The following is a 21,780-nucleotide window of genomic DNA, read 5'->3' as shown; positions in this document are numbered from 1 at the left end:
ACGGTACCCAATTGAGAAGCCGGATATACGCGAGCAGTTGAACTTAAGCCGAAACAACAAAAACTTGCAATTCCTGAGGAGTCCATATACGCATTGTAATGCGCCGTATGTAAGCGCACTCCCCCGGCAATGATTTCTTTCCACGGCATGCTGTATTTCCATGCGGCGCATTGCAATGCGCCCTACGTCACAGAAATTGCCTGCCTGCTAGCTATGGCCAATCAGCAGGGCCAGGTGATATCGCCTGGCCCTGATTGTTGATGAGCTCATCAAACGACAGTCAGATAAAACTCAAAGCCTCCTGCGATAAGATCGTTGGGATTATAGTTCTTGATATCAACCGCGCCCAGATAGGCATTGGTGGTTGCACACAGATATTGATCCTGGGTGGAACTGACACTCTTGAAGCGCACATTGTCACCCGGCGCAATAATACTTTTTTGATTGCTGTCTCCCGGGTTACGTTCAACTCTCCAGTACACTTCATTCTTGTTGCCGTATTCTGGCGCGTTTTCCTGGTCATAAAACAGGTCTATGCCGTCACCGTTCTTGCTGCCCTTTGATTCTATGTAGATGTAGATATCATTGGTAAATTGCGGGCACTGTATCATCACGATGTCGCCGACATGGATCTCGCCTTCCTGGCCTGGTGTGCCATTTATCTTGATCAGTACATGCGCGACCTTGGTGTCGGTGACCGCCATGGGGTAATTCCAGCCAGCGACCTTGTGCGGCTGGCCGAGTGCATAATCCTTGGTGCTTCCCACCGCAAAATAATAAGGACGGTGCGGGCGCAAGACCTTATTGTCGTAATACAAGTTGCTGGCAACGATAGCGTCTATCATCCTTGGCGTAGGAAAATCCATGAGTATGCTGCCGTATTTTTTGGTAACGGGACTGGCATTGGCGACCTCTTTCTCCATGTATTCTTGCAGATGGGGATTGACCCTGTCCGAATAATAAGAAGGATAAGCACCACCCGCAGCACTGGAAAAATTGATGTACCAGACGTCGTTTTTGTCTGCTTTTGCCATTTCCAGGAAATCATTGACCATGGCCCATTTGCCGGCGGTCGTGCCTACGGCGAACTGATAAGCATCCTGTATCATCTTTGGTACGGGTTTTGGCGTGGGCATTCTGGTGAGATCATCATCGGGCCAGCCAGCAGCATCTATGCCTATATGCTTGCGTGCGGGGTCTGCCGGGTCGTACTCATAACGCCTGAACAAAACAATTTGCCCTGCTGTAGCCAGAATATTCTGCGCATTTTCTTCCACATTAAACAGCCTGGTCGCTGGTGCATTGATTTTCCAGGTGTTGGCCAGGAAATGGTCTTCCAGTATTTGCAAGAATTCTGTATTGAATATCTCCTTGCTTTCCAGCTTGACCGACATGACGATGGTTTCCAGACTGCCATCCAGAAATTGATTACAGGTCGCGACAATGTCAGAAAACCAGATGCCGCAATCTGTAGGGCCATGCCAGACTTTCAAATCCTTTTGTCCGGTCGCGGGGTTGGTGCCTGGGTAAAGCCGGATATCAATAAAGCGGATACCCATCGCCAGTTGCGTTGCCAGGTCCATGGTCTGGCATTTGGATGCTTTCTCATGCACGACAGCCCAGGTGCCGGTGTCGTGCGTGCCGGGCAGATTGACATTGGTGATCAGGGGCGCAGTAGCAGTCTGCGCAATCAGGGCTCCCATCCAGTGACGCCGCCAGCTTACCAGCGGTGGTGCTGCATAAAAGACTGTTTTACCTGCCCCCCAGATGCCGCGACCATCTTCCAGAGTGTCATACAGGTAGCGTGCGGGGCTGGCAGCGAGATGCTGATAAATGGGTACAGTGCCCGGCTGTTGTGAAGTATAGGCATAAAAAGCAAATTCACCCTGGCTCCATTCACCATCCGCTTCTGGCTGCGTACTAAAGCGGTTGCGATAGGGGTTGGTGGCAACCTGGGTGTAGATGGAGATTGTTCCTGGCACAGGTGTTGCGCAAGCACCAAAAGCCAGGGTGCCTGCTGTCCAGTCCTGATTGTTGTAATCGAGCTTATCGTAAAAATACCGCTCTGGCTGTTTTGCACTATGTTGATACACTGCAACTGTACTCGTCATGATTTACCCGTCCTTTATCATCAATTATCATCAATTGACATGAATTGCCCATGTCGGCATTACCAATTCATAAACATTATAAATTAGATAAGTTCATTTATGATAACGTTAATCGAGGAAAAATTAGGGCAGGACGTAGGGTGTAGGGTGCATTGTGATGCGACGTATGTAAGCGCCCTGCACGGCAATGATTGCTTTCCACGGCATGCAGCCTTCCCATGCGGCGCATTGTAATGCGCCGTATGTAAGCGCCCTGCACGGCAATGATTGCTTTCCACGGCATGCTGCCTTCCCATGCGGCGCATTGCAATGTGTCCCACATCACGTAAATTGCTGTTCTGTCAGTGAAGATCAGGCAGATGCACAGCATATCTGATGGCAGCCTGCCTGCTTACTCAACTCAACAAAACCACACTCAACACCAGCATCACCATGACCCACACCAGGCTGCTGCGGCCGGAGATCAGGCTGAGGGCGACCAGTGCAATACCAAATGTCAGTGGATAAAGACTATGCAGACTCGCTGAGAATATGGCGCATAGCAAGACTTGAAAGACCCGGCCCAAGGTGCCATACAGCCGCTTGTTGAGTTTGTTTTTTTCTGCTGCGGTAAGGTTTTCCGTATTTGCAGGGTTAGCAGTGTTAGCAGCCTGATTGCCAGTATTACCAGCCACATCAGGTTGAACAGACTGGGGCATGGCCGCAGCTTTCTTTTCTTCCTTCTCGGCTTGCCTGACTACCTTCTTCTCTTCTGCAATTTGCTGCGCAGTTTGCTCCAGCACGGGTGCAGCAGCTTCCTGTACTTGCCACCAGTCCTTGCCATTTGCTCTTTGTGGTGTCTTGCCGCTGGCGACTTGCTGGCGTAGTGTTGGTCTTGCAGGATGTGTTGCTGACTGCGTTGCGTATTGCGGTGCGTATCGCGCACGCAATGCCTTGATGCGTTGCAGCCAGGGCTGGCCTTTTACCGGGTTGACCATGCAGACATAGCGGGCATAACCTTCCAGCGCACCCAGCACGTCGGTATTGCCATTCCAGTGATAACCAGCGGGTCCATTCTTTTCTACCTGGTGCAGCGTGGCGCGGAAGCGGTGCAGGGTCTTGGCATCTATCGTCGGGCTGTGATTGACGACGATGCCGGTGACTTCCTGCTTCTGGCTATGGCGCATGATGTGCTGCTTGTCGGGATGCAGGATAAAGCCTTCATCGGCGATGATCTGCTTGACGCGCCACAAGAGTTTGCCGACAGGGGGACGCTCTTTTTGCTTGCTGGAAAACGTCAGGTCATCGGCATAACGGGTATACACAAAACCCAGTTTGGTCGCCGCAGTATGCAGGCGTTTATCAAGGGTGTGGCACAAGATATTGGTGATCATCGGGCTGGATGGCGCGCCTTGCGGCAGGCTGCGTTTTTTGCCAGCGACAAAATATTTTTGCTTGTCTACCCGCACTTCTTCTGTCGCCTGCTCGGTACACAGCAAGCCCAGCAGGGTAGCAATCTGGTCGCCATACCCCAGGGATTTGAACACGCCTTTGACGCGTGGATATTCTATGCTGGGGAAAAAGTCTTTCAAATCCAGATTGATGACCACGGCCTGGCCTACATGTGGCAAGGCATTGCTGAGTATGGAATGCTGCGGCAAGAAACCATGTGCAGCAGGATGGCAAGGCACTTTGGCGAGGATATGATCCAGCACCCAGTACTGGCAACGCTTGAGGCGCGGCATGGGGGCAGAAATAAAGCGCTGGCCGCCAGTTTTTTTCGGAATCGCAAAACGCTGGTAATGACTGACCTGGCTGACCTTGCGCTGGAAACTCATGAAACGCAATTCAGCAAGTGGTATGCCTATCGCCGTTGCCAGGTCCAGGGATTTTTGCAGCGCAGGCAATTGATAACGCGCCAGCTTGTCGGTATTGGTGCTGGTGTAGTTGAGGCCAGTGGAAACACCTTCACCCAGATAGCCTATGTCGTTCTGGCGTTTTTCTTGCCAGGCCAGTGCCCTGGCATGGCGCAATTGCGCATGCTTTTGCTTGGTCAGTTCACGCTTTTCTTTTGCTGCCGCCATGCGCTGCTTGCGCATGTCACGCAGGGCCGCCTTAGGGTCTTGTACACGGCGTAATTTATCTGTCAGAGTATTGAGCTCATTGATGAGCTGAGATTCGCGTGTGATGAGTTCATCAGTCACCGATGGCTTGCCACTATCTGCAGGCCAGAAGCCAAGGCGGCGCATCTCTTGCAAGACCACGGCATCTTTGGTGGTCGTGCGCAGGTGGGCATACAATTCATCGCGCGTCATCTGTGACAATGGTTTGTCAGATGCGCTCTGTGCAGACGGTTGCTGTTGTTGTGTCATGACGCTGGTCTCTGTTTTCTTTTGATGCGCTGATATCAACAAATATCAGAGAGCGACAAAAGAATTCACGTTTTCCAAATAAATCAAAAACGGTGAGCCAGACAAAAGAAGGGAAAGCGGCAGGAAGCTCATCGAAGAGCCTTCAGACTGAGAGGCTCCACTCGACGCCGGAAGGACATACCGGCGTGATGGGGTTCACGGAATCCACATCGTCATCACGCCGGTATGTCCTTCCGGCACAGTGAAGAGAAACTCAGTGATGCATAGCTAAGCAAAAAACATGGATGGCGATACACCATCCGGATTGCAAGAGCCTTCCTGCCAAAATCTATTCTAATGTCCTGCTCACCTCCTGTAAATAACTACGATGTAAAAACTTGTAATCAACAACTCACTTGTTATTGGCTACTTGTCTGATGGCGAGCATATGCTCACAAGGCCCGCGGAACATGCGGTTGCGCACGTAGTAATCGCAACTGCAATTGCCTTCGACCAGCCTGTCATCATTGTCCAGCCTGATCATGGTCTTGCTAAGTTTCTTGGTATTGGTGATGCTGGCACTGACGCTGGCTTTCCATTCGATACCACCACCAGCCAGGTTTGCTGACTGCAAATCAAGCAAGAGGTTTTTATGCACAAGCTGCGCTGCCAGAGATTCGCGTTCACTGGCAAAGCGCAGGCTGGCGACATTGATGGGTTCGCGCACCAGATCACGCCAGCGGGCTACCTGATCCACTGCGTCATACACGACGCGGCCTGCCTGCATGAGGCCGGTCAGGGCAGATGCCACCAGCTTGCTGTCTATCTGCAACTGCTGCGCCAGGCTGGTAGTGCTGGCTGACCATTGTGATGACAAGGCATGTGCCACGGCTTGCGCTGTCGCGTCATCAACATCAAGGCGCGGTGCCAGCAAATCAAATTGTCCGGCGCGTGACCAGTCATTGGCTGTCCAGCCGGACAAGCCCAGGGTGTAATCCATGTCTGGCAGATGAGCAATCCAGAAACTGGGCAAGCCTGTGCCCATGAGCATGACAGTAAATTTGTTGGCGACGGCGATCAGGCGCTCCAGTGTCAGCAAGCGGCGGCGGCCCCATATCCTGACCTCGGCTGCCTCTTTGCCAGTGAAGACAGAACGCTGGCATACCAGCTTGATGCCCCAGGGTTCAAACAGCATGGTGATGGGCTGGCCTGGCTCAAGGATGAAGCGTATAGAGCGCGGCCCTACCCGCTCAGTCTTGCGGCGCAGGATGTGGCAAATGCCGTGCACATCCATGGGGTGCAAGTCCAGCTTGTGGGCAGGTAATGACATGGCAGTGCTGACTTGCAAAAAGCCGCGCATCCAGCTGTCTGGTAAATCTATCTTGGCCTCATGATATTGCTCGTCATGGCCGGTTTGTACCTTGAAACCGTCAGCCTGGATTTCAAAGCGGGTTTCTTTATAGGAGCGTATCTTTTGGAATTCATCATACAGCTCGGATGAATAATCGATATTGGTGGTGCCACAGGCAAATTCACCCAGATGTTTGAAAACACTATGGCGGCAACTCAGGCTGGCATAAGTCGATTCATCGCGGCTGAAGCATTCAAAGAATACCTTGTCAGGATGGACGGTGATGACCGGGTCCAGCACTATCCACATGCTGCGGTTTTCTTTGTAGAGATAATCAAAGTAAGCGCGCTGGGCTTTGTAAAAAGGCTTGATCAGCTCTGCCTTTTGATTTTGTACCCTGGTCAGTTCTGCACGCACGGGCGTGATCTTTTCACGCAATTCTTTTTCCTGCGCCATGAAGTCGGCCAGCAGACTGGCTTCATTTTCTGCCAGCCAGGCAAAGTAGGCTGTCCTGTCCTTGGGCTGGGTGCGCAAGTCAGACACCACTACATCATGCATGGCGCTGATGCCTTCGCGGTAAGCCAGGGCCAGCGTGGGTTGCAGGGTGGCGGCAAAATAAGTGGGGGTGCGCAGGGTATCAGGCGCGAACTGCATATTGGTGGCAGTGGCGCTGTCATTCACCTGACTATTGCCAAAATAGCGGTATTCAAACTTCATACAGACTCCGCAGAAATGGGGGCAGCGCGCTGCGGCTGATTCTGATTATGATGCAGACGCGGTGCGACAATGTGCATGGGCCAGTCGGCTTCGGTCTCCAGGGCCGGATAAGCAGTTTGCAATTGAGTAAGGCCGAGTATGTATTGCGCCTTGTCCTGTATCGCCACGGTCAGTACCTGGCGGGTGAAAATGCGGGCAACAAACTGGGCATGGCCTGCCGACAGCAAGCCCTGCTCCTGCAAGAAACGGATCACGCGGTTCTTGACCGTGCGGGCCTTGTTCACATGCGAGAGCACACTGAGGAAATAAGGCTGCAACTGCTGAAGATGCTGTAATGCCAGAAGCTTGTCGGCATAGGCCTGTACACTTTGTTCCAGCCACTGGCTAACAAATAACTGCATGCTTGCCGATGGATGCTGGGACAGGCTCAGGACATATTCTGCCGCATCTTCCATCCTGAAATGACGGGTTATCAATTGCCTGCCCAGCCTTTGCACGGCGGCTTGCTGGTGGTCGCACAGGGCCAGCAACTGGCTCAGGTTCCATTCATCGGCGCTGATATTATTACTGAAATATTCAACAGCAAAACTGCGGGTTTCTGGCCAGCGGGTATCGAGTATGCGCAAGGCATCATTGAGTTGCTGGCGCACTTCAGGCAGATGCTGGCTGAAATAGGCTTGCGCCTGCAACCTGACTTGCAGGACAGCATGCTTGCCCAGCGTGGCCCATTGCAGGATGCTGAGGCTGGCGGCTAATGTACTCTGTGTGCCCTGTGCGCCCTGCTCCTGCCTGAGCAATATGGCGCCCAGTTCCTGCGCGCCCTTGCTACGGGCTTGCAACAAGCGCCATTGCATATCGACAGGCAGGGCCAGCGTGGCTGCCAGCAAGGGGCCGCTACACCAGTTGATAATGTCGGTGTGTACGCTGTCTTCACCATCAACATTATCACTGCGGAAAATCACATCGATGAAGTGAGCCAGCAATTTTTCAGCAAATTCATCATGCACCGCAAGCTGGCTGATCACCGGCGTCATGGCAGAGCGCACGCGCGCGTCCAGCGCCGTCGCCAGGGTAGCAACCAGGTCGGGCTGCTGGCGTAACACGTCGGCAGGCAAGGCAGCAAACAAACGGCTGCCCAGGCTTTGCCTGCCTGCATCCGCATCCTGCAATAAATCGCGCAGTAACAAAGGCGAGACATGGGCGATGCCAGCCGGGTGAGCCAGCAAGATATCAGTAGCCAGGGCCTGTTGCCAAAAGTGGCTGGCTTGCAGCAGATTGCACCAGGCGGCAATGTCATGGTCAGGCAAAGCGGCGACCTGTTCTGCCAGCACGCTGTGGATCAGCCATTGCAGGTCATCGCGTACAGCCTCGGCATGGCTAGTTACCAGATCAGCCTGGCTGGCCCAGCCAGACAAACGGGCCAGGACTTGCTGGCGCGTCGCAGGTGTGGCGCCATGGACCAGCATGCGACAAGCTGCACGTACTGCTGGCGAAGGGCTGGTTATCATGGCCAGGATCAAGCCTGCTTCCTGTGCATACAGCTCGGGCTTTTTACTGATGAACCCTAATGCAAACTCGGCAGCAGGCACATAAGCCGTGGCCAGCAAGACCAGCAACCATTCCAGGTCTGGTGCTTGCCCGGCAAAGTGTTGTTGGATCGCGGCAAAAGCAAATTCCTGCGTCGGCAGATAGGCGCTTTGCAGCAAGCCTTGCAATTGCGTAGCGCTTAATTGCTGGCAGTAAGCCTGATTGTCTATCAGGGCGCGGGCGGCAAACACATGCACGCCATGACAGAGGCTATGCTGCAGCAGATACAGCAATTTTTCTGGTGCGGCGTCCCATAGCTTGGGGAAGGCTTCATGTCGCTTTGTGCGTGCTGGATAGATCAACTGATCTGTCAGCTCGTCCGTCGTCACAGATGTCCACCATTTCAATGCAGTGCGACTTCTGCTGACTTCGCTATCGTGCTGGTGGATCAGTTGATTGAAGACCATCCAGCTGGCATAGGGGCTGAGATAACGTCGCTCGGTGGTGTAGGAGCGGCTTTGGTAATTCCAGTTATCCAGCCTTTGTATCTGTGGCTTGCCTGCATGTGCATCATCACAGGCCAGCAAGACACCGGTGGCCATGCTGGTGAAGTCGGCACTGCCCAGTTCACCCAGGCGGCGCAAGGTACGCCAGGTGCGGCGGCGCAGGTAGTCGCGCGTCAGGCTGGAATAGGCAACCCTGCTATTGGGTTTGTTGACTTCATCGGCATAGCTGACATAGCGCCTTTCCAGATACACATAACTGGTCCTGGAACTGAGCAGGAACAAGGGCCAGGTTTTTTCAAAACGCTGGTGCAGGATGCCAAACAATTCGGCGTCTGCCCGAAATTCTGCACTCTTGTATAAATGCCTGAAGGCGCGGAATACCGATATATTGACCGGCAAGCTGTTCAACTGTTGCAGCAGCAAGGTACGCGCCAGAGGCGAAATACCAGCCTGGGCTATCATGTCCAGTTGTTCCAGCCAGTCATCATGACGCCAGGTTTGCCAGGTTTTGGAGGCGGGCAAGACCAGCAGGATTTCATCCATGCCTGCTTGCAGGTTGGGGGCATGCTCAGCCTTTTTCCAGGCGGCTTGTAAATCTGCGGGCCATAACGCCAGCAAGCCCAGCGCATGCTCACGCCTTTCTTCTAGCGTTGCCAAAGCCAGCCAGGCTTGCAAGGCCATATGCCTGACACGTGTATCTTTGGAACGCTGGCTCAGCTCCTGCATGGCGACTCTGGCACCGGCATCGCCGCAGCGGCCTATGGCATAGGCGATGCAGTAATCGAGCATGGGATCGGCAGTTTCCAGCAATTCCACCAGACGTGGCACGGCTGCCTGCACACGACGCTCGCCTATGCGCCAGACGGTGCGGGTTTGATCTGTGCGCGACATGCCAGACCAGACACGCGGCGGCAAGCGGTCCAGCAGGATTTTTTCCTGGCCTGAGACAGATGCGGGCTTGCTGATTTTTTGTACCAGGGTTTGTGAGGAATGGCCCCACTGCATGGCATCGCTCTTGGGAACATCAGGAGCCTCAGGTGTAACAGGTGTAGCAGGGACATCGGATGCGCTGGCCGCTGAAGTATCGACAAAGCCCTGCTCCAGCTTGCTGGCCAGCGCCTGGGCAAACAGGCTTTCTGCCTGGCTCAGGCTGACCGGGAAAGGGGTCTTGCTGCTTTCCTGCCATTCAGCATCGGGGTGGCCTTCACGCACATTCACCAGATAGACAGGGGCAGCTACTGTACTCTGCGGTGCTTGCGATAACTCGATTTCGCAATGCCGCTCCTTGGGCTGCATGCGTACCAGCTTCACCAATTTAATCATGCCTTGCATAGCCATGCTCCGAAAATTGTCGCCAGCCGGAATCGTCAGCCGCTTTCAACTTGCGCAGCCTTCGCCACATTTCCGGCATCATAAAGCGAAGCATTATGACATCGTTTATTTTGCAGGCAATACATACTTACGTTTAGCTACAAAGATGGATTTTTGCTTTTTACAGTATGCAATATGCATACAAAAAGCACATGCTAGAATGGGTTCATTGAGATCACAACATCACACATTACTCTTTCCACGAGGAACTTATGCACTATCGTCTGATCAGCCGCAATGAACAAAAAGAAATTATCAAATCCACTGAAGCAGGTGATGATTTCATGGCCGCCGTCAGCCAGGGAGCGCATTTACGCCATGAGTTGAATGCCGCTTATCAGGTGGACCTGATCTCGGTCACCCATGATGGTGAAGAACATAAACTGGCGCAGCTCGGCGGATTTGCCTGAAGCTGCCCATGAGTCGACAAGATACCGTATTGATTTTGCAGGGCGGCGGTGCCCTGGGGGTCTATCAGGCAGGTGTATACCAGCAATTGCATGAAGCACACACGCCGCTGGACTGGATCATCGGCACCTCCATCGGTGCCATCAACAGTGCACTGATTGCGGGTAACCCACCAGAAAAACGCATGGCCCAGTTAAGAGCTTTCTGGGATAGTCTGGCACCCGATGCAGTCAGCCGCAGCAACTTCTGGCCCGGTTTTTCATCTGGTTTTTCGCAAAACTTTGCGCCCATCTTCCCACCAGGTTTTGCCCCCGCCTTTTCGCCGTGGATGAATCTCAGCAATAACTTCAATACCCTCAACGCCATCACCCAGGGTGTGAATGGTTTTTTCAAACCACGTTTTGGTGCTGCCTGGGATATCAATGCCAAAGTACCGATAGAAGAAGCCGGTTTCTACGACACCTCTCCCCTCAAGGCCACGCTGGAAAAATATGTGGACTTTGATTACCTCAACGATGGCCCCATACGCGTCAGCATTTGCGCCGTCGATATCGACAGCGGCCAGGGTGTGGTGTTTGACAGCAAGCGCGAGCGCCTGGGGCCTGAACACATCATGGCCAGCGGTGCCCTGCCACCCGGTTTTGCACCGGTGAAGATAGGCAAGCGTGCTTACTGGGATGGTGGCGTATATTCAAACACACCACTCGATGTCTTTCTCGATGAAGAAAGACATGCAGATGCGCTGTGCTTCATGATAGACCTATGGGACCCGTCAGAAACCCGGCCCACCTCCATCGTCTCTGCCATGACGCGCTATAAAAGCATACAGTATGCAAGCCGCTCGGCAGAGCAGTTATTGATCTACCAGCGTATGCAAGACTTGCAGCGCGCCATACGCACATTGACAGAACACCTGCCCGCAGCAGAGCGTAAAAAAGAAGAATTGAAACCACTCATGGCCATGGGTTGCGACCATACCATCAATGTCGTCCACCTCATCATGAAGGCGCTGCCGGACGATAATTATTTCAAGGATGTGGATTTCAGCACTGCCACCATGGAAGCCCGCTGGGCCGCTGGTATCCACGACTGCAAACGCGCACTGCGCCACAAGTCATGGCAAAAACCTCTGCCTCCGCATGCGGGGCTGGTGATACATGAATTGCCTCAGGAAGAATCATAATTGATGATGCCTGAGTGCTTCTCCTTCGGGCAGGAAGGAGAAGCATGGCATGGGGAAATCAATAGAATTTTCCTGAATTTCCAACTTTGCCCGTCCTGTCTCCGCCAGTAAAAAATTATTCAACGACACGAACTTTCTGCATCAGCTTTAATCAAAGCGACTTCATCATCCATTCCCGACAGGATATTTGTATGAAGCCGTTCACAAGTCATCTCCACATCACTGCCTGCGCTGCGCTGTTCACCACGATAGCATGCTTGCCTGGCGCTGCCACCGCAGCAGCATCACTGGACAAGGCACTCAGCATTCCCATGACATGGGATGAGCGAGCCTCCTTCTTTACGGTGGAATTACAGGTCGCAGACAAAAAAATCAAATTGATGGTGGATACAGGTTCCAGCAACCAGGTCATCACCGAAAGCACGGCCAGCCTGCTGGGCCTGGACCCGGCAAAACTGCCCGTCGTCGGCACTGGCAAAGATCATGCAGGCAACCCTGTCCCCATCAAGATGCTGCCTGTGTTGCAAGCCACGCTGGCTGGCCAGGACATGGACTTGAAGACTGTGGTCATCATCCCTGACATCCCTGACCTTGCCAGGCTGGGCGTAGCAGGCATGATTTCACCGCAACTGGCATTTGATCATCCCATGAGGCTGGACTTCAGGCAAAAGCAATGGATAGTCAATCCTGTGAGCAGCCCCTTCCCACTGGACAAAACCATTACCGCCTACTGGTTTAAGAAAAACAAGGTATTTACACAGATCACAGCAGAAGGCAAGCAAGCCGTCTGGGGCATGATAGACAGTGGCGCTGGCAGCAGCAAGTTTGAAGCTGACTATCTGGGACGCGCCTTGTCAGAAGAAGATTGCGCAGTGCGTGGTGTCGCTGGTTGCGGCAAAGGGCAAAAGGATACGACACCCACCAGGCTGGACTTTGGCGGCACGAAATTCACCCTGCCCGAAGTCGTACTGCTAAAAGCAGTCAAACATGGCGACAAGGCAGACGAAAAAGCCCAGATAGGCATGAGCATCTTGCGTTTTTGCAGCATCACCATCAACAAGCGGCTGGATGAGCAGATCAGTATTGCCTGCGTCACTCAATAAGTCCGACAGATCACCAGTACCTCACTAGTGATCAGCATTTGATGCCTGCCAAACTACGTCGCTTCCACGAGTATGCCAGCATTTTTTGATTTGGCCTCACTCAACAATGCCTGCCATCGTTCAAGGTAGTCCACCCAAGTTTGCCATGAACAGGTGTAATCTGATTCTGGTGCAGCACCGCATGCCTGCCGGATGTCAGGCAATCTGACTTTTTGCATCAGATATTTTAGCTCAACATGCAGGTACTCAACATTTTCAGGCTTGACGCTGACTATAAGCCCTTCGTTGCAGCCCGTAAATTTTGCAGCTTTTTCAAGATCACACTGTTGATGCAGGTCGCAATCTTCACCATGCCAGAACAAGGCTTGCAGGCAGGCATCAGCCCTGCGTCTGGTCAGGTCGTCCAGCAACGGGCGTATTACATTGCTATACGTATCGCTGCCAGCACGCCAGGCAAATTTCCAGTACTCCAGTACGGTATCTTCCTGGTAAAGATAGCACCAGTGAGGCGCGATGCCATCTCTTGCATGTACATCAAGGGTTTCACGCAAGTAGCTGCTGCCTTTATCAAAGGCATCAGCAAGTGATTTTTCCGTTGGCTGATTTGCAATATAATCCCAGTCTGTCACCACATAAAAAATAGCTGAAAGTCCCATCTGAGCACCATTCTTCAGATAAATACGTTCAAACTGTACGCTTACGCAAATGATGCAAGGCCAGCGCCAGTTGCGTACCAACGACGGCATTGTTTTTTACCAGTGCGATATTGGTTTCCAGGCTGCGGCCATTGGTCATTTGCTTGATGCGGTTCAGCAGGAAAGGGGTGATGGCTTTTCCTGTGATATCAAGTTCTTTGGTCAGCTTCAGTGCCTGCTGGGTGATGGCTTCGATTTCTTCCCTGGGCATGGCAGATTCTACTGGCACAGGGTTGGCGATGACGATGCCGCCGTTTAATCCCAGCGTCCATTTGGCGTGGATGAATTCTGCTTGTTGTTCAGCCGTGTCGAGCTGGAAGTCTGCCTTGTAACCGCTGTCGGATGTGAAGAAAGCCGGGAAGGATGGCTGTCCCACGCTGACCACGGGCACACCATGGGTTTCCAGGTATTCCAGTGTCAGACCTATGTCGAGTATGGATTTGGCACCGGCGCAAACTACAGCGACTGAAGTGCGTGCCAGTTCCTGCAAATCGGCAGAAATATCAAAACTGGTTTCAGCCCCGCGATGCACACCGCCTATGCCACCAGTGACAAACACTTCTATGCCTGCCAGTGCAGCGCAGATCATGGTGGCGGCAACTGTTGTCGCACCCAGCTTGTTATTGGTCAGTGCATACGCCAGGTCGCGGCGGCTGACTTTCATGGCGTCGTGCGAATTGCCCAGCAATTCCAGTTCTTCGTCATTCAGGCCTATATGGATTTTGCCGTTCATGATGGCGATGGTGGCTGGCACTGCACCACCATCACGGATGATTTGTTCCAGCTCACGTGCGGTTTGCACGTTTTGTGGATAAGGCATGCCGTGCGAAATAATGGTGGATTCCAGCGCCACGACAGGCTTGGCCGCCAGGCGTGCTGCGCGGACTTCATCGGATAAGACCAGATAAGATTGCATATTATTTCCTTTTTTAGAAATACAGGATGAGCCTGTATTTTTCACATACTAAGCTTCTTCAAAAATAGCCGGGCTAATGGTCGTGGCCACTGTCGCATCACTTTCCAGCGTCAGTCTGGCCAGCTTCAAGCCGTATTCACATGCCAGGCCTAGATCTTCCGGGTTGCGGCATAAAGACCAGGCCACGCCTGCGGCAAAGGCATCGCCTGCGCCGGTGGCATCACGCACATTGGCGGCAGGGGCAGACAGGTGCTGCATGCCCTGCTCTGCATCACTGGCAGTATAAGTCACCCCTTCTACACCCATGGTGACGATGACATCCTGCACGCCGCGCAGCTGCAATTGCCTGCAGGCTGCGCTGACATCTGCCGAACTGTCAATGCTGCGGCCAACGGCAGCCGCAAGTTCACCACGGTTCAATAGCAGCACACGCAGGCCGTGCAAGTCTTGTGGCAGGCGCGCCATTTTGGGCTCGGACACGGCCACCATCATCAGCGGCATTGCTTGCTGATGAGCATCCTGCAATAACAAGCCTATGCTATCTGTGGGTAAATTCAAGTCGGCGATGGTGAAGGCCGCATGGCCACGCTGGGTCTGGCGGCTTTGCATATACTCTGGCGTCAGGGCTTCGCAGCATTCCATATGCGCCAGTGCCAGCACCATGTCGCCCTCATCATTGAGCAAGGCGGTATAGCTGCCGCTATGCATGCCTTCCGCCTGCAAGCAGGCTTTGACGTCGATGCCGACAGATTGCGCATGGTCGAGCATGCTGCGCCCCGCTGCGTCGTCACCCACTGCGCACAACAAGCGCGTGGGCAAACCCAGGCGTGCCAGGTTCTCGGCAATATTGCGGGCAACGCCACCAAAGGCTTCATGCTGGCTGACAGGGTTGGAAGTCCCCATCTGCACCGGCCCCAGCGTGCGCAATTTGCGGTCTATATTTGCCCCGCCTATACAGACAACTGGCCGCTGGTCAGGCAAGACATAAGCCCGCCCCAGCAAGCGTTTGTCACGGATCAGGGCAGCAATATGCCCGGCCACGGCAGAACGTGACAAACCCAGCTGGTCTGCCAGGTCTTGCTGCGAAATAAAAGGCTGGGCAGCGATGAGCTGGTAGAGCTGTTCTTTTTTGGAGGCGGGCTGTGTCATTCTGTCTGGCTGTTGGCAGTTAGCTGGCTGATTTCTGGCTGATTGCTTGATTAATTTAGTCAACCACATAAAACAATTGTTTTTAATAATAAACATTTGTTTTATCGATGTCAAATTAAAGGATGAAACAGGAGGATAGAATGGTGATGTAAAATTATTCACGAATAAAACACACATTTATCCAATGGAAGACCTCGACAGCATACTTTTGTTCAATAGTACCTATGAGCGAGCACAGGATTTGCTGGGTGGCCTGATCGCCCTGCGCTCAGCCTGGATCGGCGATGAATACCATATAGAGTTGCCGGATGAGGCAAAGCTCCATCGCCTGCAGGAGGAGCTGTTTTTCTTCATGGGCTTGCGAAAACGCCTGCTTAGCATGTCGACTGAAGAAATTGCTGAATTGATAGAACAATACAGACCGCAGTTCAAGGAAGAAGATGACGTAAGAAGAAGGCATGAAGCCGCCAAAGGACTTGGGTAAATATTGAACCAGTCCCGTGTGTCCACAAATAAAAAAATGCCCTTTGTCTGAGGGCTTGATTTATTCCTTTCCAGTTTTTTAAAAACAGGACTGTCTTTACAGCTTCTCATCGATTAATCTGGCTGCTTTTTTACTTCTCTACTTTTTCCAGTTGCCAGTCAGGCGCTTATACATGTGCATGGTCGCGCCCTGAAGTTCAGGCTCCAGCTCAGTCAGCATTTCTTCCTTGTCTTCCAACGCGGCTTCGAATGCCAGTATCAATGGGCGGGCATGTTTTTCGTAGCCGAGATCGCGCATTTCTTTGAGGACGAGTGCGGCAGAATCAGGTGCGTTTAATGCGGGCACAAGAAAATCCTCAATGAATTCTGTGCTGAGCAATTTATATAGACGCCCTTCCATATCTTCAGGAATGTTTTGCTGAGCAGCTCCATATTCTGCATCTAATGCTTCCATGACATAAGACTTGATCGCTTTGCCTTGAGGTACATGAATATGCTTGCTTGTTGTCACAACATTCGTACCGCCCTCCACTTTTAACATCGCCTGCAACTCTTCCTGCTCATACATGGCCTCAAAAAACTTCGCTAATGAAATCACATTCTGACGTATGCGCCGTGTTGCGCGCATTTGTAGCCAAAGGCGGAACATTTGTTCGGTGATGCGGTATTGGGTGCGGCCATGGGCGGGGGATTTTTCTACCAGGCCTTCGTTTTCCAGCAGGCTTAACTGGGCCGAAATGCTGGTAGTTGGCAGGTCGGTGTAGCTGGCGATTTCTGCTGCGGTGTGGCCAAAGCGCAAACCCAGCTTGGCATCATTGACAGCAAGCGCGTGCATGATGACCTGGGCTTGTTCTGACAAGTCTTCTATGCGGGCCTTGTAGTAAGGCGTAGTGATATCCATCAGGCGTTCAAAGTCTTCTACGGCGCGGCTGTTGGGGCCATTGCGCAGCAGTTCAAAAATCAGGCCCAGGGCGCGTGGATTGCCGCCTGTCAGTTCGTACAGGGCTTCAACACGTGCTGGATTGCTGCGCAGGCGTTCTTTTACTTCTGGCTGGTCTTGTGCATCGGCGAGATGCTCAAGCACGCTGTGCACTTCATCCAGGCTGAGCTTGCCCAGGCGTTTGGGCAAGAAAAAATCATAGAATGCCTTGTCGTAATCAATGAAGGCATCGGACAGACGTACAGAGCCACCGATGACGATAGGAGAGGTAGTGGTGGACAACGCTTCGCGCAAGGCCCAGTAGGCGGGGGAATGCGGGTCTTTGAGTTTGCGGCCAGATTTGTCGATGCGGTCAAAAACCAGGTCGAGATTATCGACCAACATCACGGGGCGTTTTTTCAACGCTGCGCAAGTGTCTTGCAGCAGTTTGAAACCGGCATCAGCAGCCAGATTATTTTTGTCACCTTGCTTGCGAATCTGGTCTATGGCAAGCAAGAGTTTTTCTGCCTCATGGCTTTGCTCAAGATAGTCAAGTTCATCGACCAGGGCTTCGCATGCTGCCCACCAAAAATCTGATAGTTTTTTTACCTGATATAACTCTTCAGGAAAAGACAGGGCAAGCAGGTGATTATTCAAATCCGGCTCGCGGCGTATGGCGACAGCCAGGCGTTTCAACATGGTGGTCTTGCCTGCACCGCGCACACCTACCAGCAAATAATGCTGGACATTGCCTTGCAGTGGCGCCCGCGCCAGTTCTGCACGCATGAAAGCAAAATCATTCTGGCGGGCGACAAAGCTGGCCAGCAGGGCTTCTTCTGATAGCCAGTCGGGATTGTAGTGGTGGCTCATCACAGGGTATTCCTTCTGAGCCACCAGCGCCTCAGTGGCTCAAGGTGGAAGCGATAACGCTTGTTGCCTGAACTTTCATCTGGCCACCAGTAAGCATCTCTTTGCAGGATGTCGCGCAGGTTGATGAACATTTCCCTTTGCTTTTCTGTGCTGTCGTTGGGCATGCGGCCTTCCAGATGGGCTAGCATGTTTTCTGGCCGGGCACCTGCGGCATCCTGAGCCGCGAGGTTGAGTAGCGCGATGGCATGGGCTGCCTGGACAGTACCCAGTTGCAGTGCCAGCCTTTGTTCCCAGTGATGGAAGTCATTGTCTGAACCGGGTTGCACCATGTCGTTCATGGCTGGGTCTATCTGGCTGATGATGTCTGCTGCTGCAGCGGTGTTGGCATTGGCACTGACACGCTGGCGCAAGTAGTGAAAAGCCTTTTGCAGATAATAAGGTTGCGCCCATTGCACGGCGGCCACCAGTTTGCGGGCGGCTTCGTTATCGAGTGCGAGTTGATAGCGATCTGCCAGTTTGAGTACCATGGCTATGGCCACGTCTTCTGTGAATGCGGCCAGGTTTTGATGGTTCAGGCTGTTGATGGTATCGGCCATACCATGTTGCTGGACCAGGGTATCAAGCCCCACCGAGCCGGACACCAGCCATCTGACCGAACGGGAACCCGGCAGCGCACGCACATCATTGCGAAACCAGTCAAGAAAACGACGCACACGCCTGACGCCGTTTTGTGTGTCATTGCGTATCATGTTGAAGAGCATGATAGGCAGCTCATCGATGTAGACCAGCCAGGCTTGTCCGGCCTCAGCCTGCATGAGGAGCTGCAATAAATCATTGCCCAGGTGTATCCAGTCTTCACTGGCAGGTGCGGCCAGGTCAACGCTGGCGGTGCCAGCACCTGTCACCGCTATCTTGATTGATTTGATGCGGGTACTGATGGCATCAAAAGTGGCAGCAAACCTGTCCTTGATCTTGCTGCCAAGCGTGGCCATTTCAGGTGCAAGGGCTGCGTGCAGTTTTTCCAGGAAAGCCAGTTCATCTTCACAAGAGGCGACATTGATTTCTATCGCATGCCAGTTGCTGGCTTTGACATGGCCCATGACGGCGCGGCAAATGGATGTCTTGCCTATGCGACGTGGCCCGAGTAGCAAAATATCATCATTTTTGAGAATTTCAGCAAGCCGTAGCATTTCTGTACCGCGGCCAAAGAAGTTTTCGCCTTCAACGGGTGTGCCTGCTATGTTATCCATGGGTTTGCCTTTAGATTGACTAATCGCGTGACTGATTATTTAATTCGGGTTTTCTCGCACGGCACTCAAACAAAACCGAACAATGCTAAGAAAATTTAGTGATAAATAATCATAGTGCTAAATTTTCTTAGTGTAAAGCTGTTTTTGAAGCATTTACCCCTCCCCATCGCGGAATAGTCTGCGGCAGCACTCTCTGCTTACGTCATACAAAAAAAACCGCAGACCTTTGAGGGGTCTGCGGTTTTTCTTCTTCCTGATCTATTCATCCTGCACACATCTGAAGTGCATCCACATTTTCACTACTGCCGATGCAGCCAATCTGGGTGCAGCCTTACTTTGCATTACCGGTATAGGCAATATAAACCCAACAAATCATGTCGTATGTTCGGCAGCGTACCGATGCATAAATTTATAGCGTGCATGCTGTGTATGCATTGTGATTGGTAGTGAAGCTGTGGGTGATGATTATCAGCTCAGCAACGCTTACCGGACTTTTTCCATTTTAATCAACCAGGGCGAATCCCATGAAATTATCCATCCTTATTCTGACACTTGCGACTGCACTGGCAACTACCGCCTGCGACCGCAAACCCGCTGAACCAACTGCAGTAGCAGTACCAGTTGCTGTACCAGTGCCGGTCGAAGTTCCGGTTGTTGTACCTGTACCGGTACCAGCCTCTGCCCCAGCATCGACTCCTGACAGCACGCCTGCCAGCGGCCCAGCATCAGTCGGTGAATCAACACCACAGAAATAAGCAAGCACAGAAATAAGTAAGGACAAACAGGCGGTTGTTCATCCATGAAGACCGCCTGCTATTCCCAGCACAACATAACTAAAAAAAGAAGGCATATATGGTCCAGCTCATCAATCTCATTATTTACCTTGTGGTCTTTGGACTGATATGGTGGCTGGTTGGATTTTTGCCACTGCCCGCACCAGTGGCCCAAGTGGTGCGCGTGCTGTTCATTGTGTTGCTGATTGTCATCGTACTGTCTGCCTTTGGCTTCGTGCCTGGCTTGCGCTTGCCGCAGATGCGATGGTAGTGACGAACATAATGGGAACACATCGTTAGTGCTCCGCACTAAAACACAATCCATACCAAAATTATTGGCATTCCACGCGGGATGACTATCAGCATTCAAGCCCGCAAAGGCACACCCTTATGTTTTAACCAGACGCGCCGCATATCGCGGGCCGAGCCGAAACCGGCGAGGTCGGCAATTTGTTCCATGGAACGGTTAGCCTGCGCCATCAGGGGCTGGACCTGGGACAATTGCATTTGTTGGCGATAATCAAGCGGACTGACACCCACATGAGTTTTGAACAGGCGCGCCAGGTGACGTTCACTGAGGCAGGCGATGCGTGCCAGTTCATGCATGGGCCAGGCTTGTGCAGGGTCGGCAGCGATGGCATCCTGCACGCGGTGTATGGCGGGATGCAAGTGATTGCGGTACATCAGGTAGGGCGATAATTGCGGTGAGGCCGCATCACGGCGCATCCACACCACCATTTCACGCGCCACCTCCAGCGCCAGCCTGGGGCCGGCACTTTGGCTGATAAACTCAAGGATCAGATCCACACCGGTAGTCACCCCGGCAGAAGTAGCAATATTGCCATCAATAACAAAGACACGGTTCTCTATCACGATGGCGGCTGGTGCAGCTGCTTTCAGACCAGGCACAACGGTATAGTGAGTCGTGCATTCGCGGCCATCAAGCAAGCCAGCACGCGCAGCAAGCAAGGCGGCTGAACATATTGTCACCAGCCTGATACCAGGATGCATCACCTCCCGCAGCCAGCGCATGGCAGCAATGGCTGCCGGGGTTTGCAAATTGATGCTGGCATCAGTCAAGCCGGGTATCAATAGCCAGGCCCCCTCCGGCAAACAGGCTGACAAAGGTGCGAGATCAGGGGTGAGCATGCCCAGAGAGTTGCGGGGTGCGGGTTCCGGGCCGACAAAATGCAGCGCAAAACGCTCACGGTCACGATTGGCCAGCCGCAAGGCTTCGGCAGTACCAGCAAATTCCATCAGGATAAAACCCGGCAAAAGCAGGAAATAAACCGGGATGGGGACAGCATCAGGAACAGCTATATTCATTTACATGCATCTCCATAATTGATATTGGCTTAGATTCCACTGGCATCATTGGATATGATCAGGCATGACTGCCAGTCGCTTTGTCTGCCTGCGCCGCTTGCACCATGTCAAATTGCGCCAGCATTTCATCAACCGTGCATATGGTGGCAAAGCGCTGGTGCAGTACCAGTTCTGTCCTTTCCCTGATTTCGCTGGCGGTATACAGCCTGCCACCAGTATGGCGGTGCGCCGTGGTATAGCTGGCTTCGGTGACAAAATCGATCTTGAAACCCAGGTCGCAGCCATGCCGGGCCGTGGTCTCACAGCAGCGCTCCATGCGCATGCCAGAAATGATCAGGCGACGGATAGCATGTTTTGCCAGCCAGTCTGGCAATGCAGGCTCCATCAGTGCACTGTTGACATGTTTTTCTATGACCAAGTCTGCATAGGGGTCACTGCCATCCATACAGCGCACCAAGCCAGATGCAGCCGAAAAATGCGCATCACCCTCGACATGAAAAATACGGATGACAGGCACACCTGCCTTTCGCGCCCCGGCGATCAGGCGGTTTTGTGCCTGTAGATAAAACGGCAATTCATCTTCAGACCAGTTAAGGGTATGGCGAAATGACTCCTGCACATCAATGACCAGCAAAGTCTGGGACATATTTTACCTCTTTCATTTATAGTGAAGTCTGGTATTTAATCATTATAAAACAGAGCAATCACTGTTCTTTATTGCTCAATATGGGACAAATACAGACATTGATAATATTGATGTCTTATCAAGTCCGCGGCTTACTTATCAGGCAA

17 protein-coding genes are annotated in these 21,780 nt (G+C 52.6%); 6 read left to right on the top strand and 11 right to left on the bottom strand.

The features are described from left to right. Positions 1-269: 269 nt before the first annotated feature. The 4 genes from DFR42_RS24705 to DFR42_RS24690 form a co-directional block, all read right to left on the bottom strand. A complete protein-coding gene (locus tag DFR42_RS24705; protein ID WP_110257731.1) occupies positions 270-2,111 on the bottom strand; it encodes a phosphatidylinositol-specific phospholipase C domain-containing protein in 1,842 nt (613 codons plus the stop codon). 395 nt (positions 2,112-2,506) lie between these two features. Beyond that, a complete protein-coding gene (locus DFR42_RS24700; protein WP_146218965.1) occupies positions 2,507-4,462 on the bottom strand; it encodes a reverse transcriptase family protein in 1,956 nt (651 codons plus the stop codon). 391 nt (positions 4,463-4,853) lie between these two features. Then, on the bottom strand, positions 4,854-6,509 hold the full coding sequence (locus DFR42_RS24695) for an SWIM zinc finger family protein (RefSeq protein ID WP_110257729.1): 1,656 nt from the start codon (positions 6,507-6,509) through the stop codon (positions 4,854-4,856). Then, on the bottom strand, positions 6,506-9,874 hold the full coding sequence (locus tag DFR42_RS24690; RefSeq protein WP_170133669.1) for a HEAT repeat domain-containing protein: 3,369 nt from the start codon (positions 9,872-9,874) through the stop codon (positions 6,506-6,508). Before DFR42_RS24690 ends, DFR42_RS24695 begins: the two co-directional genes overlap by 4 nt. A gap of 251 nt (positions 9,875-10,125) precedes the next feature. On the opposite strand from DFR42_RS24690, the gene DFR42_RS24685 reads away from it, so the two are divergent. The 3 genes from DFR42_RS24685 (at position 10,126) to DFR42_RS24675 (ending at position 12,607) form a co-directional block, all read left to right on the top strand. Next, positions 10,126-10,323 carry a hypothetical protein gene (locus DFR42_RS24685; protein ID WP_110257727.1) on the top strand — a complete coding sequence of 66 codons (198 nt, stop codon included), beginning with the start codon at positions 10,126-10,128 and terminating at the stop codon, positions 10,321-10,323. Positions 10,324-10,331: 8 nt separating this feature from the next. Next, entirely contained in the window at positions 10,332-11,504 is a 1,173-nt protein-coding gene (locus DFR42_RS24680) for a patatin-like phospholipase family protein (RefSeq protein ID WP_110257726.1), read from the top strand. Positions 11,505-11,695: 191 nt separating this feature from the next. Further along, positions 11,696-12,607, top strand: coding sequence for an aspartyl protease family protein (locus DFR42_RS24675; protein WP_110257725.1), 912 nt, complete (start codon positions 11,696-11,698; stop codon positions 12,605-12,607). A gap of 53 nt (positions 12,608-12,660) precedes the next feature. Here DFR42_RS24675 and DFR42_RS24670 read toward each other — a convergent pair whose 3' ends face one another. Genes DFR42_RS24670 through DFR42_RS24660 form a run of 3 tightly spaced genes read right to left on the bottom strand, consistent with a single transcriptional unit; the run spans position 12,661 to position 15,367 of the window. Next, the gene (locus DFR42_RS24670; protein ID WP_110257724.1) at positions 12,661-13,263 is read right to left on the bottom strand and encodes a hypothetical protein; all 603 of its coding nucleotides are present in this window, start codon (positions 13,261-13,263) and stop codon (positions 12,661-12,663) included. A 28-nt stretch (positions 13,264-13,291) separates the two neighbouring features. Continuing rightward, positions 13,292-14,218, bottom strand: a complete 927-nt coding sequence (locus tag DFR42_RS24665) for a pseudouridine-5'-phosphate glycosidase (protein WP_110257723.1) — start codon at positions 14,216-14,218, stop codon at positions 13,292-13,294. Between the two features lie 48 nt (positions 14,219-14,266). After that, positions 14,267-15,367, bottom strand: a complete 1,101-nt coding sequence (locus DFR42_RS24660; protein ID WP_110257722.1) for a PfkB family carbohydrate kinase — start codon at positions 15,365-15,367, stop codon at positions 14,267-14,269. 184 nt (positions 15,368-15,551) lie between these two features. Between DFR42_RS24660 and DFR42_RS24655 the strand changes: the two genes are divergently transcribed. Beyond that, on the top strand, positions 15,552-15,851 hold the full coding sequence (locus DFR42_RS24655; protein ID WP_110257721.1) for a hypothetical protein: 300 nt from the start codon (positions 15,552-15,554) through the stop codon (positions 15,849-15,851). A gap of 138 nt (positions 15,852-15,989) precedes the next feature. On the opposite strand, the gene DFR42_RS24650 is transcribed toward DFR42_RS24655, so the two are convergent. Beyond that, positions 15,990-17,639: an ATP-binding protein gene (locus DFR42_RS24650; protein WP_110257720.1), complete on the bottom strand. Its 1,650-nt coding sequence runs from the start codon at positions 17,637-17,639 to the stop codon at positions 15,990-15,992. After that, a complete protein-coding gene (locus DFR42_RS24645; protein ID WP_110257719.1) occupies positions 17,639-18,889 on the bottom strand; it encodes an ATP-binding protein in 1,251 nt (416 codons plus the stop codon). Before DFR42_RS24645 ends, DFR42_RS24650 begins: the two co-directional genes overlap by 1 nt. Positions 18,890-19,413: 524 nt before the next feature. Between DFR42_RS24645 and DFR42_RS29345 the strand changes: the two genes are divergently transcribed. Both DFR42_RS29345 and DFR42_RS24635 read left to right on the top strand, forming a co-directional pair. Beyond that, complete coding sequence (locus DFR42_RS29345) at positions 19,414-19,644, top strand: hypothetical protein (RefSeq protein ID WP_170133668.1); 231 nt, start codon at positions 19,414-19,416, stop codon at positions 19,642-19,644. A 97-nt stretch (positions 19,645-19,741) separates the two neighbouring features. Then, positions 19,742-19,933: a Thivi_2564 family membrane protein gene (locus DFR42_RS24635; protein ID WP_110257717.1), complete on the top strand. Its 192-nt coding sequence runs from the start codon at positions 19,742-19,744 to the stop codon at positions 19,931-19,933. Between the two features lie 95 nt (positions 19,934-20,028). On the opposite strand, the gene DFR42_RS24630 is transcribed toward DFR42_RS24635, so the two are convergent. Together DFR42_RS24630 and DFR42_RS24625 are read right to left on the bottom strand one after the other, a co-directional pair. After that, a complete protein-coding gene (locus DFR42_RS24630; RefSeq protein ID WP_110257716.1) occupies positions 20,029-20,988 on the bottom strand; it encodes a GlxA family transcriptional regulator in 960 nt (319 codons plus the stop codon). 58 nt (positions 20,989-21,046) lie between these two features. Then, positions 21,047-21,634, bottom strand: coding sequence for a cysteine hydrolase family protein (locus tag DFR42_RS24625; RefSeq protein WP_110257715.1), 588 nt, complete (start codon positions 21,632-21,634; stop codon positions 21,047-21,049). Positions 21,635-21,780: the final 146 nt, after the last annotated feature.

It is taken from the genome of Undibacterium pigrum (assembly GCF_003201815.1).
GTDB classification, from domain to species: domain Bacteria; phylum Pseudomonadota; class Gammaproteobacteria; order Burkholderiales; family Burkholderiaceae_D; genus Undibacterium; species Undibacterium pigrum.
This window is presented reverse-complemented; position numbering and strand designations above follow the sequence as displayed.

Bases quoted from the DNA above. Each gene is read 5' to 3' on its own strand.
- DFR42_RS24670 (WP_110257724.1), bottom strand. From the start codon at position 13,263: ATGGGACTTTCAGCTATTTTTTATGTGGTGACAGACTGGGATTATATT.
- DFR42_RS24665 (WP_110257723.1), bottom strand. From the start codon at position 14,218: ATGCAATCTTATCTGGTCTTATCCGATGAAGTCCGCGCAGCACGCCTG.
- DFR42_RS24690 (WP_170133669.1), bottom strand. From the start codon at position 9,874: ATGCAAGGCATGATTAAATTGGTGAAGCTGGTACGCATGCAGCCCAAG.
- DFR42_RS24675 (WP_110257725.1), top strand. From the start codon at position 11,696: ATGAAGCCGTTCACAAGTCATCTCCACATCACTGCCTGCGCTGCGCTG.
- DFR42_RS24705 (WP_110257731.1), bottom strand. From the start codon at position 2,111: ATGACGAGTACAGTTGCAGTGTATCAACATAGTGCAAAACAGCCAGAG.
- DFR42_RS24645 (WP_110257719.1), bottom strand. From the start codon at position 18,889: ATGGATAACATAGCAGGCACACCCGTTGAAGGCGAAAACTTCTTTGGC.
- DFR42_RS29345 (WP_170133668.1), top strand. From the start codon at position 19,414: ATGAAATTATCCATCCTTATTCTGACACTTGCGACTGCACTGGCAACT.
- DFR42_RS24680 (WP_110257726.1), top strand. From the start codon at position 10,332: ATGAGTCGACAAGATACCGTATTGATTTTGCAGGGCGGCGGTGCCCTG.
- DFR42_RS24655 (WP_110257721.1), top strand. From the start codon at position 15,552: ATGGAAGACCTCGACAGCATACTTTTGTTCAATAGTACCTATGAGCGA.
- DFR42_RS24625 (WP_110257715.1), bottom strand. From the start codon at position 21,634: ATGTCCCAGACTTTGCTGGTCATTGATGTGCAGGAGTCATTTCGCCAT.
- DFR42_RS24650 (WP_110257720.1), bottom strand. From the start codon at position 17,639: ATGAGCCACCACTACAATCCCGACTGGCTATCAGAAGAAGCCCTGCTG.
- DFR42_RS24630 (WP_110257716.1), bottom strand. From the start codon at position 20,988: ATGAATATAGCTGTTCCTGATGCTGTCCCCATCCCGGTTTATTTCCTG.
- DFR42_RS24685 (WP_110257727.1), top strand. From the start codon at position 10,126: ATGCACTATCGTCTGATCAGCCGCAATGAACAAAAAGAAATTATCAAA.
- DFR42_RS24695 (WP_110257729.1), bottom strand. From the start codon at position 6,509: ATGAAGTTTGAATACCGCTATTTTGGCAATAGTCAGGTGAATGACAGC.
- DFR42_RS24635 (WP_110257717.1), top strand. From the start codon at position 19,742: ATGGTCCAGCTCATCAATCTCATTATTTACCTTGTGGTCTTTGGACTG.
- DFR42_RS24660 (WP_110257722.1), bottom strand. From the start codon at position 15,367: ATGACACAGCCCGCCTCCAAAAAAGAACAGCTCTACCAGCTCATCGCT.
- DFR42_RS24700 (WP_146218965.1), bottom strand. From the start codon at position 4,462: ATGACACAACAACAGCAACCGTCTGCACAGAGCGCATCTGACAAACCA.